Origin of the sequence: Pseudomonas sp. AU11447, from assembly GCF_001672555.2 — a bacterium.
Taxonomy (GTDB): domain Bacteria; phylum Pseudomonadota; class Gammaproteobacteria; order Pseudomonadales; family Pseudomonadaceae; genus Pseudomonas; species Pseudomonas nitroreducens.
In genome coordinates this window covers 152,018-164,581 of record NZ_LZDG02000038.1, presented here as the reverse complement: position 1 = coordinate 164,581, position 12,564 = coordinate 152,018, and the positions used below count along the sequence as shown (strand labels likewise).

The following is a 12,564-nucleotide window of genomic DNA, read 5'->3' as shown; positions in this document are numbered from 1 at the left end:
CGGACGCCTCCATCATGTCCTGCGGCCTGGCCGGCCGTGGACTCCGCGGTCAGTGGTGGTGGTCACATCCACAGTCTGGACCATGTTCGTGGACTTCGGCGGCTTCCAGCTCCAGGCTCAGGCCCAACTGGTTCACCGCTTGCGGGCGCACCACCAGCAGCGGGATCTCGGCATCGTCCTCATGGGAGTCGGCGTAGATCACCAGGCCGCCCTTGCCGTCGGCCTCCAGCCACAGCTCGCGGCCTTCCAGGCGGATGGCCAGGCGCGCGGTGTGGGTCTCGCGGCGTTCGCCCTTGTTGTCTTCGAGAATCAGCGGGAGGCTTTCGGTCATGTCGTTCACTCAGTTCTGCTGGAAGGGATAAACCGAGCCCAGTTTAAGGATCTGGCTCAATTCATCCAACGCCGTCCGGCACTCGACGAGCAGTTGCGGGTCGGCCAGATCGGACTCGGCCAGGCGATCGCGGTAATGCTTGTCGACCCAGGCGACCAGGGTGTCGTGCAGGGTCGGGGTCATGATCACGCCGGGATTGACCGCCGCCAGTTCGGTGTCGTTCAGCGCCACGCGCAGGCGCAGGCAGGCGGGGCCGCCGCCGTTCTGCATGCTCTGCTTGAGGTCGAACACCTTCACCTCGCGGATCGGGCCGTCCTCGGCCGTCAGGCGCGACAGGTAGTTCCACACGCGCTCGTTCTTGCGGCACTCCTCCGGGACGATCAGCAGCATATTGCCGTCGGCACGGGTGAGCAGCTGGCTGTTGAACAGGTAGGACTTCACCGCGTCCTCGACCGTGACCTGATCGCGCGGCACGCACACGGCGCGGAAGCGGCCGCCACGGCGGCCCAGCTTGTCGTGCAGTTCGGCGAGGACACGCTCGGTGTCGAGGAAGGCGTCTTCGTGGTGGAACAGCACTTCGCCGTTGCCCACGGCAATCACATCGTTGTGGAACACGCCCTGGTCGATCACCGCCGGGTTCTGCTGGGCGTACACCACGCCGTCATCGCCCAGGCCGTGCAGGCGGGCGACCGCCTGGCAGGCTTCCAGGGTCTGCCGTGCCGGGTAGCGCTGCGGCGCCGGGAAGCGGCTGTCGAAAGCGCTGCGGCCGAACACGAAGAACTCCACGCCGGCTTCGCCGTAGGACTTGCAGAAGCGCGTGTGGTTGGCCGCACCCTCGTCGCCAAACTGGGCGACCGCCGGCAACGCGGCGTGGTGGGCGAAGCGCTGCTCGTCGTTGAACATCGCCGCGAGGATGCGGCTGGTCTGCGGATGCTCGATGGAACGGTGGAACTTGCAGTTCAGGTTGGCCGCAGTGAAGTGCACGCGACCATCGGCGGTGTCGGCACTGGGACTGACGGTGGCGGCGTTGGCCGTCCACATGCAGGACGCAGAGCTGACCGCGGCCAGCAGCGGCATGGCCTCCTTGGCAGCCTTGGCGATGACTTCCGCATCAGTACCGGAGAAGCCCAGGGCGCGCAGCGAGGCGACGGCCGGGCGCTCCTGCGGGGCGAACACGCCCTGCTTGAAGCCCAGTTCCATCAGCGCCTTCATCTTCGACAGGCCCTGTTTCGCCGCTTCGCGCGGGTTGGACGCCGCCTGGCTGTTGCTCTGCGAAGCGACGTTGCCGTAGGACAGGCCGCCGTAGTTGTGCGTCGGTCCGACCAAACCGTCAAAGTTCATTTCATAGGCGGTCATCACAGGCTCACTCCCGGAGTCAGGGTTGCAGGCAGGCTCAGGCTGTCGCTCTCCAGCGAGGCGACCGGGTACGCGCAGTAGTCGGCTGCGTAGTAGGCGCTCGGGCGGTGATTACCGGAGGCGCCGATGCCGCCGAATGGCGCGCTGCTGGCGGCGCCGGTCAGCTGTTTGTTCCAGTTGACGATGCCGGCGCGGCTCTCGATGAGGAAGTCCTCATAGCGCTCGCGCGAGTCCGACAGCAAGCCGGCAGCCAGACCGTATTGGGTAGCGTTGGCTTCGCGCACGGCGGCGTCGAAGTCGGCGTAACGGATCACCTGCAGCAGCGGGCCGAAGAACTCTTCGTCCGGGCGCTCGGCCACGGCAGTCACATCGAGAATGCCGGGGGTCAGCAACGCAGCAGTAGCCAACGGCTGGGTCATCGCCAGCAGCGGCTTGGCGCCCTTGGCCAGCAGATTGTCCTGAGCCTTGATCAGGTGTTCGGCGGCCGCGAGGGAGATTACCGAGCCCATGAAGGGCGCCGGCTGCTCGTCGAAGCGACCGACCTTGATGGTCGAGGCCACGGCCACCAGGCGCTCCAGCAGCGCGTCGCCCCAGGCACCCTGCGGCACCAGCAGGCGGCGGGCGCAGGTGCAGCGCTGGCCGGCGGAAATGAAGGCGGACTGGATGATGGTGTAGACGGCGGCGTCGACGTCTTTCACTTCGTCGACCACCAGCGGGTTGTTGCCGCCCATTTCCAGCGCGAGGATCTTCTGCGGGCGACCGCCGAACTGGCTGTGCAGCAGGTTGCCGGTACGGCTGGAGCCGGTGAAGAACAGGCCGTCGATGTCGTCGTTGCTTGCCAGCGCCACGCCGGTATCGCGGGCGCCCTGGACCAGGTTGATCACGCCAGCGGGAATGCCCGCCTCGACCCAGGCCTGCAGGGTCAGCTCGGCCACTTTCGGGGTCAGCTCACTGGGCTTGAACACCACGGCGTTGCCCGCCAGCAGCGCCGGCACGATATGGCCGTTGGGCAGGTGGCCGGGGAAGTTGTACGGGCCGAACACGGCAACCACGCCGTGCGGCTTGTGGCGCAGCACGGCGGTGGCGTCGGCCAGCGGGCCGCTCTTCTCGCCAGTGCGCTCACGGAAGGCCTGGACCGAGATGGCGACCTTGTTGACCATGCTGGTCACTTCGGTGGCAGCTTCCCACAGCGGCTTGCCGGTTTCCTCGCCGATGGCGCGGGCCAGTTCCTCGGAACGGCCTTTCAGCGCAGCAGCGAAGCGCTCCAGCACGGCGATACGCTCTTCCACCGGGCGGCGCGCCCAGGCCGGGAAGGCGTTGCGTGCGGCAGCGACAGCAGCGGCGACCTGCTGCTCGGAGGCGGCACGGCCGGACCAGACCACGGCCTGGCTGACCGGGCAGAGCGATTCCAGCGGCTCGCCTTCGCCTGCCAGCCACTGGCCGGCAATGTAGTGGGTATTCATCATCAGGCTCCCCTGACGCCGGGCGGCGTCAGTTGCGTTTTCCGGAGAGAGGCACCGCGCGGACCGAGGCCCCGGCGGACAGGCGCAGGCGCTTGGCGGTCTGCGCATCGACCACCAGCGAACCAGCGGCCAGGCGCGCGGGCGCGGCGGTGATGCGGCACTCCTCGCGCTTGCGGTTGTGGATCAGGAAGGGCTCGGCGTCATCGCCCGGCGTGCCGATGGCCAGCACCAGGTTCTGGCTGTCGGCGATGGCGCGGATTTTCTCGGTCGGCGCCTCGATGGCGGGGCCGGCGTCGAAGATGTCGACGTAACCCTGGTAGCTGAAGCCCTCGGCCTTGAGCATGGCCAGCGCCGGCTCGGTGTCCGGGTGGACGCGGCCGATCACTTCACGCGCATCCTCGGAGAGGAAGCAGCTGTAGAGCGGGAACTTGGGCATCAGCTCGGCGATGAAGGCCTTGTTGCCCACGCCGGTCAGGTAGTCGGCCTGGCTGAATTCCATCTTGAAGAAGTGCCGGCCCAGGCTTTCCCAGAACGGCGAACGGCCAGCCGCGTCGGACATGCCGCGCATCTCGGCGATCACCTTGTCGCCGAACAGCTCGCGGAACTCGGCAATGAACAGGAAGCGCGCCTTGGACAGCAGACGACCGTTCAGGCCGGCGCGATGGTCGGCATGCAGGAACAGCGAGCACAGCTCGGACTGGCCGGTGAGGTCGTTGGCCAGGAACAGCGTGGGAATTTCGCGGTGGATACCCAGCTCTTGCGAGGCGCTGACGGTCAGGCCAACGCGGTAGTTGTACCAGGGCTCGCGCAGGCCAACAGCACCGGCGACGGCGGAAATCCCCACCACCTTGCCGTCATCGTTTTCGAGGACGAACAGGTAGTCGGCATCGGCGCGCTCGGCCTCGCCGCGGAAGGCTTTTTCGGCCCAGTTCACACGGTGCTGCAGGCGCTGTTCATTGGCCGGCAGTGTGGTCAAGCCGGTGCCGGTGCTGCGCGCCAGATCGAAAAGAGCCGGCAGGTCAGCGCTGGTTACGGGACGGACGATCATGCTCTCTCCCCTCAGATCGCAACCAGGCGCACGCTGGCGCCCTCGCCGATGCCCAGGGCTTCGGCGGCTTGCTGGTTCAGAGTCACGGGCTTGCCCGGTACCCAATCGAGTTCGACGACAATGGCGCGGAAATCCTGCAACTGGCCGTTGGTCACCAGGTAACCGCGATTGCCCTTGCCGCCCTCGCCGATGCGCACTGGCACCTGGCGACTCTGGGCGATGGAACGGATGCCCGAGGTGCGCGCGTGCAGCGCCGGGCCACCGTCGAAGATGTCGACGTAGTTGTCGGATTCGAAGCCGTCGCGCATCAGGATGTCGAAGGTGATCTGCGCGCGCGGATGCACCTGGCCCATGGCCTCCTGCGCGTCATCCGGCAGCAGCGGCACGTAGATCGGGTAATGCGGCATCAGTTCGGCGAGGAAGGTGCGGCTCTTCAGCCCCGAGAGCTTCTCGGCCTCGGTGTAGTCGAGGTCGAAGAAGTTGCGCCCGATGGCGTTCCAGAACGGCGACTGGCCCTGCTCGTCGCTGTAGCCGACGATCTCCACCACCACCGCGTCGGCGAAGCGCTCCGGGTGGCTGGCCATGAACAGCAGGCGGCCACGGGAGTTGAGCTCGGCGATCGGCGTGTTCACCAGCTCGCGCTCGACGTAGAAGCTGGTCAGCAGGCTGTTGCCAGTAAGGTCGTGGCACAGCGAGAGGACGTGGATCTTGTTGTGGATCTTCAGCTCGCGGGAAGCGTGCACGAAGGTCTCGTTGCGGAAGCTGTAGAACGGCTCGGAGAAACCCGCCGAGGCGACGATGGCCGAGCAGCCGACCAGCCGGCCGGTGTCGGTGTCTTCCAGCACGAAGAAATAGCTTTCTTCACCGTTGAAGCTCACTTCGGCGGCAAACGAGGCCTCCGAGGCGAGGATCTTCTCGCGCAGGCGTTCCGCGTCGTCCGGCAGCGACGTGACGCCGACCGGGCTGTCCGCGGCGAGACGCTGCACTTGCTGCAGGTCGGCCACTTGGGCGGGGCGCATCACCAGCATGGCGTCACTCCTCTAACCAGACAAAATTCGTGATTGGCAGGCGCGACACAACCCGTGCCGCACTCATCAGGGCATTCGAAAGCACCAGCCGGGACGATCCGGCCGGCTAAACGGCGAGGCGCAGGCCCCGCCGATTCAGCGTAGCCGGGGGATCAGCCGCGGGTCAGCTTGGCGATGGCACGCTCGAGGCGATCCAGGCCTTCGTCGATGTCGGCGTCCGGGATCACCAGGCTGGGCGCGAAGCGCACCACGTCCGGGCCGGCCTGCAGGACCATCACGCCTTCCTTCTCGGCGGCGTTGAGCACGTCCTTGGCCTTGCCCTTGAAGGCGTCGTTGAGCACCGCGCCGATCAGCATGCCCATGCCGCGCACCTGGGTGAAGATGCCGTACTCGGCGGTGATCTTCTCCAGGCGGACCTTGAAGCGTTCGTGCTTGGCTTTCACGCCTTCGAGCACTTCCGGGGTGTTGATCACGTCGAAGGCGGCGCCAGCGACCGCACACGCCAGCGGGTTGCCGCCGTAGGTGGTGCCGTGGGTGCCGACGACCAGGTGCTCGGCGATCTTCGCGGTGGTCAGCATGGCGCCGATCGGGAAGCCGCCGCCCAGGCCCTTGGCGCTGGAGAGGATGTCCGGGTTCACGCCGTAGTACTGGTGGGCGTAGAGGTAGCCGATACGACCGAAGCCGCTCTGCACTTCATCGAAGATCAGCAGCGCGCTGTTCTCGTCGCACAGCTTGCGCACGCCTTCCAGGTAGGCCTTGTCGGCCGGCAGCACGCCGCTCTCGCCCTGCACCGGTTCGATGATCACGGCGCAGGTCTTGTCGGAGATGGCTGCCTTGAGGGCTTCCAGGTCGTTGAACGGAATGTGCGTGATGCCTTCGACCTTCGGGCCGAAACCATCGGAATACTTGGCCTGGCCGCCGACGTTGACGGTGAACAAGGTACGGCCATGGAAGCTATTGACCATCGAGATGATCTCGTACTTCTCGGGGCCATGGACGTCATGGGCGTAGCGACGCGCCAGCTTGAGCGCGGCTTCGTTGGCCTCGGCGCCGGAGTTGGCGAAGAACACGCGCTCGGCGAAGGTGGCGTCGATCAGCTTCTTGGCCAGACGCAGGGCCGGCTCGTTGGTGAACACGTTGGAGACGTGCCAGATCTTGCCGGCCTGCTCGGTCAGCGCCTGCATCAGCGCCGGGTGGGTGTGACCCAGCGAGCTCACCGCAATACCACCCGCGAAGTCCACCAGCTCTCGGCCGCTCTGATCCCAGACTCGCGAGCCTTCGCCACGCACCGGAATGAAAGCCGCCGGCGAATAGTTGGGAACCATGACCTGGTCGAAGTCGGAGCGTTGGACCTGAGCTTGCGGAGCGGACATCGGTGTTCTCCTGCCTGGTAAGGCGGCTATCGATGAATGGATTGTAGGGACGATCAGCGGGCCGTCATTGCCGCCATGCGACAACTTGTTATAGCGCCAACCCGCGAATTGCCGAGGCTTACGGAAATGCGACAGAAAGCGTCGGGAAGGCGCAGTGTAAGGCCTGCGAACTGCTGCGGGTACCAACGCGCGTGGAATTTGTTCGCTCGGCGAATGAGCGAAACGGGAATAAGGCAGGAGAGGCTTTTCATCCGGTTCGTAGGATGGGTGGAGCGCAGCGATACCCATGCCGCCAGCGCGCCGGACAAACTGGGGCCGGACGAACGATTACGCGTTGAACTTCGAGTTCATAAAGAAGATGTCGCGTGGAGCCACCCCATTGATGGGTATCGCTTCGCTCCACGCCATCCTACAAAAGCGCTGACTCAGCCGCGCTCGGCGACCACCGGGGCGGCTTCGGCAACGCCCTGGCCGCGGCGCTGGTTGCGGTCTTCGCGCGGGGTCACGCCGAAGAAGTTGCGGTAGGCGCTGGAGAAGTGCGGGCCGCTGGAGAAGCCGCAGGACAGGCCGATCTGGATGATCGACTTGCTGGTCTGCATGAGCATCTGCCGCGCGCGGTTCAGGCGCAGTTCCAGGTAGTACTGGCTCGGCACGCGGGTCAGGTACTGCTTGAAGATGCGCTCCAGCTGGCGGCGCGAGACGCACACGTGCTGGGCGATCTCGTCGGTGGTCAGCGGCTCCTCGATGTTCGCCTCCATCAGCAGCACCGCCTGGGTGAGCTTCGGGTGGCTGGAACCGAGGCGGTTCTTCAGCGGGATACGCTGGCGTTCGGAGCCTTCGCGGATGCGCTCCACCACCAGCTCTTCCGATACCGCGCCAGCCAGTTCCGCGCCATGGTCACGGGACAGCACGGCCAGCAGCAGGTCGAGCACCGCCATGCCGCCACAGGCGCTCAGGCGGTCGCGATCCCACTCGAACAGGTGGTTGGTGGCAATAACCTTGGGATAACGCTCGGTGAAGTCGTCGTGCCAGCGCCAGTGCACGGCGGCGCGGTAACCATCGAGCAGGCCGAGCTGCGCCAGCGGGTAGATGCCGGCAGACAGCGCGCCGATGCTCACGCCACTGCGCGACAGCTGCTTGAGCACGGCGCCCAGCGGCGCGGAGACCGTCTGGGGAATCTCGTCGGCGACCAGGAAGATACGCTGGCACTGTTCCAGCACACCGTTCCAGGACTGCCCCGGCAGGCGCCAGCCGTCCGCTTCGGCCACCGGTTCGGCGCTCATGAACACCGGTTCGTAGAGCGCTTCAGGGTGCAGCCGGCGGGCGACCCGCAGGGCCTCCTCGGCCAGCGCGAGGGTCAGCGCCCGCGTGTGCGGCCAGAGCAGGAATCCGATGCGTTGTGCGGTCATGCGGCAGGTTCACCCAACGGTGCGAATGACAGACAGCTTACTTCAAGCTGCCGGAAAGGAACTGCTTGAGGCGTTCCGATTGCGGATTGGCGAGGACTTCCCTCGGGCAGCCCGTCTCTTCCACCAGGCCCTTGTGCAGGAACACCAGTTGGTTGGAGACCTCGCGGGCGAAGCCCATCTCGTGGGTCACCACCACCATGGTGCGGCCTTCCTGCGCCAGGTCCTGCATGACCTTCAGCACTTCGCCAACCAGCTCGGGGTCGAGCGCCGAGGTCGGCTCGTCGAACAGCATCACTTCCGGCTCGACCGCCAGTGCACGGGCAATCGCCACGCGCTGCTGCTCGCCGCCGGACATGTGTGCGGGATAGGCATCCTTGCGGTGCGCCACGCCGACTTTCGCCAGGTAGTGCTCGGCCTTCTCCAGCGCTTCCTTCTTCGACACGCCGAGCACATGGACCGGCGCTTCGATGACGTTCTCCAGGGCGCTCATGTGCGACCACAGGTTGAAGTGCTGGAACACCATCGACAGTCGCGAGCGCATGCGCTGCAGCTGTTTGGCGTCGGCAGCCTTGAGCGCGCCGTCCTTGTTCGGGGTGAGCTTGAGCTCTTCGCCGTTGAGCAGGATCTTGCCGGCGTGGGGCTGCTCCAGCAGGTTGATGCAGCGCAGGAAGGTGCTCTTGCCCGAGCCGGAGGAGCCGATGATGCTGATCACGTCGCCTGCCTTGGCCGCCATGGAGACGCCCTTGAGCACCTCGTGGGTGCCGTAGCGCTTGTGCAGGTCCTGGATTTCAAGTTTGTACATGGTGTCGGTTCTCGAATTCAGTCGTTGATCAGCCGGCCCTTGCGGAACGGCTCACGCCCGGCCACCTTGGCCAGCCAAAGCCCTGGCTGGGCGTAGCGCCCACGCTCGATGGCGAACAGCACGCCGGAGGTCCCGGCGCGTACGGTGCTGACCTTGTCGTTCAGCGGGTCGACCACTTCGAACAGCGCGTCGCCCTTCTCCACCCACTCCCCCGCCTTGCGCAGGTAGCTCACGACACCGACGTGGGGCGCGTAGAGGTATTCGGTACCTTCGAAGGGCATGCCTTCGCAGCACTCGGCCGGAGCCGCCGGCCAGTCGCCGGCGATCAGGCCCTGCTCGGCCAGGAAGCCGAGGATGGCTTCGCAATTGTCCTGCGCCTGGTCGACGCGGGTATCGCCTACGCCGCCCAGCTCAACGGTAGTCGCCAGGCACGCCAGCGGAATCGCTGCCTGCGGGAACGCTTGCGCCAGGCGCAGCCAGGGCAGCGAGCAGGACTCGTCGAAGGAACTGCCACCGGAGTCTTCGGCGAGCAGCGCCACTCCGGCCTTCAGGCGCGCGGCCAGGGACTTCCAGCGCGGCCAGTGCTGCGGGATCGCGTAGACATGGATAGCGGCGTCGAAGTCGCAGTGCAGGTCGAGTACGACCTCGGCATCACAGGCGTGGCGCAGCAGGATGCGCTGCATACCCTGCAGCTCGGACGAGGCCGGCGGCAGTGCATCGAGGCTGTCGCGCATGGCCTGGCGGATCAGCTCGACGTTGGCGGCTTCGTCAGCGCCCAGCTTTTCGCCGACACGCTCGGCAACCAGAGCGCTCAGCTCGACGAAATCGCGGTTGAAGTTCTTCCCGCTGGCGAACTCGAAACGGCCCAGATGGCTGGCCTGCAGGGTCTGGCCCAGGCCGATGGGGTTGGCCACCGGCACCAGTTCGACAACGCAGTTCAGTTGCCCGCGCGACTCGAGGTCGGCCAGGCGCTGCTTGAGTTCCCAGGCAGTGCGCATGCCCGGCAACTCGTCGGCGTGCAGGCTGGACTGGATATAGACCTTGCGCGGGCCCTTGCCGTAGCGGAATACGCTCAGGCGACGTTCGCTGCCCAGGCTGCTCCACGGCAGCAGATGATCGATACGTTCCATGGTCGTTTCCTCAGTGCTTGCGCGGCGCGAGATAGGCCAGCCAGCGGCGCTCGGCCAGCTTGAACAGGCGCACCAGGGTGAAGGTCATGATCAGGTAGAAGATGCCGGCGGTAATGAACGCCTCGAACGGCAGGTAGTACTGCGAGTACACGGTGCGCGCGGCGCCGGTGATATCCACCAGGGTAACGATGGACGCCAGGCTGGTGGTCTGCAGCATCATGATCACTTCGTTGCTGTACTGCGGCAGCGCGCGGCGCAGGGCCGAGGGCAGCAGGATGCGGCGATACATCTTCAGGCGCGACATGCCCATGGCCTTGGCCGCTTCGATCTCGCCATGCGGCGTGGCGCGAATACTGCCGGCGAGGATCTCGGCGGTGTAAGCGCTGGTGTTGATGGCGAACGCGGCGCAGGCGCAGAAGGTGGCGTTGGACAGCCAAGGCCAGAGGAAGCTTTCGCGCACCACGGCGAACTGCGCCAGGCCGTAATAGATGAGGAACAGCTGCACCAGCATCGGGGTGCCGCGGATCACGTAGGTGTAGAGCCAGGCGGGCAGGTTCACCGCCGGGTTCTTCGAACAGCGCATCAGCGCCAGCGGCACCGCCGCGAGCAGGCCGAAGAACAGCGAGATGGCCAGCAGCTTGAGGGTCACTAGCAGGCCGCTGAAGTAGAGCGGCAGGCTGTCCCAGATGACGGAGAAGTCGAAGATCATGATCAGGCTCCCGGTCTCAAAGCTCGGCGACTTTCACGCCGACCGAATAGCGGCGTTCGAGCATGCGCAGCAGCACCAGGGAAACGCTGGTCACCACCAAGTACAGCGCCGCCACGGCGAGGAAATAGGTAAAGGGTTCGCGGGTGGCGTCCGAGGCTTGCTTGGCCTTGAACATCATGTCCTGCAGGCCGACCACGGAGATCAGCGCGGTGGCCTTGACCAGCACCAGCCAGTTGTTGGTGAAGCCSGGAATSGCCAGGCGGATCATCTGCGGGACCTGGATGCGGAAGAACACCTGTAGCGGGCTCATGCCATAGGCGAAGCCGGCCTCACCCTGTCCTTTGGGGATCGCCATGAAGGCGCCACGGAAGGTTTCGGACAGGTAGGCACCGAAGATGAAGCCCAGGGTGCCGACGCCGGAGGCGAACGGATTGAGATCGATATAGTCGTCATAGCCGACCATCGGCGCGACCCAGTTCACCGCAGCCTGGCCGCCGTAGAAGATCAGCAGGATCAGCACCAGGTCCGGCACGCCGCGGATCACGGTGGAATAGAGGTCGCCGCACCAGGCCAGCCACTTCACCGGCGACAGGCGGATGGCCGCGCCGAGCAGGCCCAACGCGATTGCCAGGGCCATCGACAGCAAGGACAGCTGAAGCGTCAGCCAGGCACCATCGACGATGGTGGCTCCGTAGCCATTGAACATAGTTTCGCACCTCTAGACCGGAAGCCGCCCGCAACCGCACGGACGCTGCAGGGCGCCCGCCACCTGACGGATCGCCCCCAATAAAAAAGTGGCACAAACATCAGGACCGGGCCTGGGTCTGTGCCACTTCTGGACGTGGATCAGTTCTCGCCGTAGACGTCGAACTTGAAGTACTTGTCCTGTACTTCCTTGTACTTGCCGTTGGCACGGATGCCGGCGATGGCCGCGTTGAATTTCTCGGCCAGGGCGGTATCGCCCTTGCGCACGGCGATGCCGGCGCCACCACCGAAGTACTTCGGATCGTTGTATTCCGGGCCTACGAAGGCGTAGCCCTTGCCGGCGTCGGTTTTCAGGAAACCGTCGTCGAGGTTGACCGAGTCGGCCATGGTCGCGTCGATGCGGCCAGAGACCAGGTCCATGTTGGCTTCGTTCTGCGAGTTGTAGCGCACCACTTCGATGCCGGCCGGGGCCAGGACGTCGGTGGCGTAGCGGTCATGGGTCGAAGCACGCAGCACACCGACCTTCTTGCCCTTCAGGTCGACCAGCGGGTCGTTCAGGGTCACGCCTTCCTTCATCACGAAGCGCGCGGGGGTGTGGTAGTACTTGTTGGTGAAGTCGACGGACTTCTTGCGCTCGTCGGTGATGGTCATGGACGAGAGAATGGCGTCGATCTTGCGGACCTTCAGCGCCGGGATCAGGCCATCGAACTCCTGCTCGACCCAGGTGCACTTGACCTTCATCTCTTCGCACAGTGCGTTGCCGATATCCACGTCGAAACCGGCGAGCTTGCCGTCAGGAGTCTTGAAGGAGAAAGGCGGATAACCGGCTTCGATGCCGATGCGGACCGGCTTGTCGTCAGCGTGGGCAACCAGGGAAAGCGCGGACAGGGCCAGCGCACCGAGAAGTGCAAACTTCTTCATCAGTAACTCCTTCGAGGGTAGGACTTCGATTGGCAGGAGAAAGGGGTTGGCCCAGGCTGCCCGTGCAGAAGTGAAGGTTATTGTTCGTCTGCGCATTGCCGGCGCGATTCTTGTGAAAAGCGCGCCTACCGGGGTGAGCGGCATTCTAGCGACAGCCCCGGAGCGGTTATTTCTTCAATGCGACAAGTAATTATAGAAGCGCCGGAGACTGAGCCCCGGCGGCTTGACGGCGCGGATTTTACGTGATCTGAAAGCGAGTAGTAAAACCCAATTTACTTGCAGAAATTGG

Annotated in this window: 12 protein-coding genes; all 12 read right to left on the bottom strand. The window is 65.3% G+C overall.

The window, feature by feature from the left end:
- Positions 1 to 49: 49 nt before the first annotated feature.
- The 12 genes from A6723_RS12105 to A6723_RS12050 all read right to left on the bottom strand — a co-directional run bounded on the left by A6723_RS12105 (position 50) and on the right by A6723_RS12050 (position 12,275).
- A complete protein-coding gene (locus A6723_RS12105; RefSeq protein ID WP_054907334.1) occupies positions 50 to 331 on the bottom strand; it encodes a hypothetical protein in 282 nt (93 codons plus the stop codon).
- A gap of 9 nt (positions 332 to 340) precedes the next feature.
- Positions 341 to 1,687, bottom strand: a complete 1,347-nt coding sequence (astB, locus tag A6723_RS12100) for an N-succinylarginine dihydrolase (RefSeq protein WP_054907244.1) — start codon at positions 1,685 to 1,687, stop codon at positions 341 to 343.
- A complete protein-coding gene (gene astD / locus A6723_RS12095; RefSeq protein ID WP_139092958.1) occupies positions 1,687 to 3,153 on the bottom strand; it encodes a succinylglutamate-semialdehyde dehydrogenase in 1,467 nt (488 codons plus the stop codon). The genes astB and astD overlap by 1 nt, the downstream gene beginning before the upstream one ends.
- A gap of 25 nt (positions 3,154 to 3,178) precedes the next feature.
- A complete protein-coding gene (gene astA, locus A6723_RS12090) occupies positions 3,179 to 4,198 on the bottom strand; it encodes an arginine N-succinyltransferase (RefSeq protein WP_024766337.1) in 1,020 nt (339 codons plus the stop codon).
- A gap of 11 nt (positions 4,199 to 4,209) precedes the next feature.
- Positions 4,210 to 5,226, bottom strand: a complete 1,017-nt coding sequence (gene aruF, locus A6723_RS12085) for an arginine/ornithine succinyltransferase subunit alpha (RefSeq protein ID WP_054907242.1) — start codon at positions 5,224 to 5,226, stop codon at positions 4,210 to 4,212.
- Positions 5,227 to 5,378: 152 nt separating this feature from the next.
- A complete protein-coding gene (locus A6723_RS12080) occupies positions 5,379 to 6,599 on the bottom strand; it encodes an aspartate aminotransferase family protein (RefSeq protein WP_054907241.1) in 1,221 nt (406 codons plus the stop codon).
- Positions 6,600 to 7,024: 425 nt separating this feature from the next.
- Positions 7,025 to 8,008 carry a transcriptional regulator ArgR gene (gene argR, locus A6723_RS12075; protein ID WP_054907240.1) on the bottom strand — a complete coding sequence of 328 codons (984 nt, stop codon included), beginning with the start codon at positions 8,006 to 8,008 and terminating at the stop codon, positions 7,025 to 7,027.
- Between the two features lie 37 nt (positions 8,009 to 8,045).
- Positions 8,046 to 8,810 (bottom strand): arginine/ornithine transport ATP-binding protein AotP, encoded by a 765-nt coding sequence (gene aotP / locus A6723_RS12070; RefSeq protein WP_024766334.1) that lies wholly within the window; start codon positions 8,808 to 8,810, stop codon positions 8,046 to 8,048.
- 17 nt (positions 8,811 to 8,827) lie between these two features.
- Positions 8,828 to 9,940 (bottom strand): succinylglutamate desuccinylase/aspartoacylase family protein, encoded by a 1,113-nt coding sequence (locus tag A6723_RS12065; RefSeq protein ID WP_054907239.1) that lies wholly within the window; start codon positions 9,938 to 9,940, stop codon positions 8,828 to 8,830.
- A gap of 10 nt (positions 9,941 to 9,950) precedes the next feature.
- Positions 9,951 to 10,649 (bottom strand): ABC transporter permease, encoded by a 699-nt coding sequence (locus A6723_RS12060; RefSeq protein ID WP_037017106.1) that lies wholly within the window; start codon positions 10,647 to 10,649, stop codon positions 9,951 to 9,953.
- 16 nt (positions 10,650 to 10,665) lie between these two features.
- A complete protein-coding gene (locus A6723_RS12055; RefSeq protein ID WP_054907238.1) occupies positions 10,666 to 11,355 on the bottom strand; it encodes an ABC transporter permease in 690 nt (229 codons plus the stop codon).
- A gap of 140 nt (positions 11,356 to 11,495) precedes the next feature.
- Positions 11,496 to 12,275, bottom strand: a complete 780-nt coding sequence (locus tag A6723_RS12050) for an ABC transporter substrate-binding protein (RefSeq protein WP_054907237.1) — start codon at positions 12,273 to 12,275, stop codon at positions 11,496 to 11,498.
- Between the last annotated feature and the right edge of the window lie 289 nt (positions 12,276 to 12,564).

Excerpts from the sequence above, each read along its gene's own strand:
- aruF (WP_054907242.1), bottom strand. The coding sequence starts at position 5,226 with ATGCTGGTGATGCGCCCCGCCCAAGTGGCCGACCTGCAGCAAGTGCAG.
- astB (WP_054907244.1), bottom strand. The coding sequence starts at position 1,687 with ATGACCGCCTATGAAATGAACTTTGACGGTTTGGTCGGACCGACGCAC.
- astA (WP_024766337.1), bottom strand. The coding sequence starts at position 4,198 with ATGATCGTCCGTCCCGTAACCAGCGCTGACCTGCCGGCTCTTTTCGAT.
- A6723_RS12105 (WP_054907334.1), bottom strand. The coding sequence starts at position 331 with ATGACCGAAAGCCTCCCGCTGATTCTCGAAGACAACAAGGGCGAACGC.
- astD (WP_139092958.1), bottom strand. The coding sequence starts at position 3,153 with ATGATGAATACCCACTACATTGCCGGCCAGTGGCTGGCAGGCGAAGGC.
- argR (WP_054907240.1), bottom strand. The coding sequence starts at position 8,008 with ATGACCGCACAACGCATCGGATTCCTGCTCTGGCCGCACACGCGGGCG.
- A6723_RS12060 (WP_037017106.1), bottom strand. The coding sequence starts at position 10,649 with ATGATCTTCGACTTCTCCGTCATCTGGGACAGCCTGCCGCTCTACTTC.
- aotP (WP_024766334.1), bottom strand. The coding sequence starts at position 8,810 with ATGTACAAACTTGAAATCCAGGACCTGCACAAGCGCTACGGCACCCAC.
- A6723_RS12065 (WP_054907239.1), bottom strand. The coding sequence starts at position 9,940 with ATGGAACGTATCGATCATCTGCTGCCGTGGAGCAGCCTGGGCAGCGAA.
- A6723_RS12080 (WP_054907241.1), bottom strand. The coding sequence starts at position 6,599 with ATGTCCGCTCCGCAAGCTCAGGTCCAACGCTCCGACTTCGACCAGGTC.
- A6723_RS12050 (WP_054907237.1), bottom strand. The coding sequence starts at position 12,275 with ATGAAGAAGTTTGCACTTCTCGGTGCGCTGGCCCTGTCCGCGCTTTCC.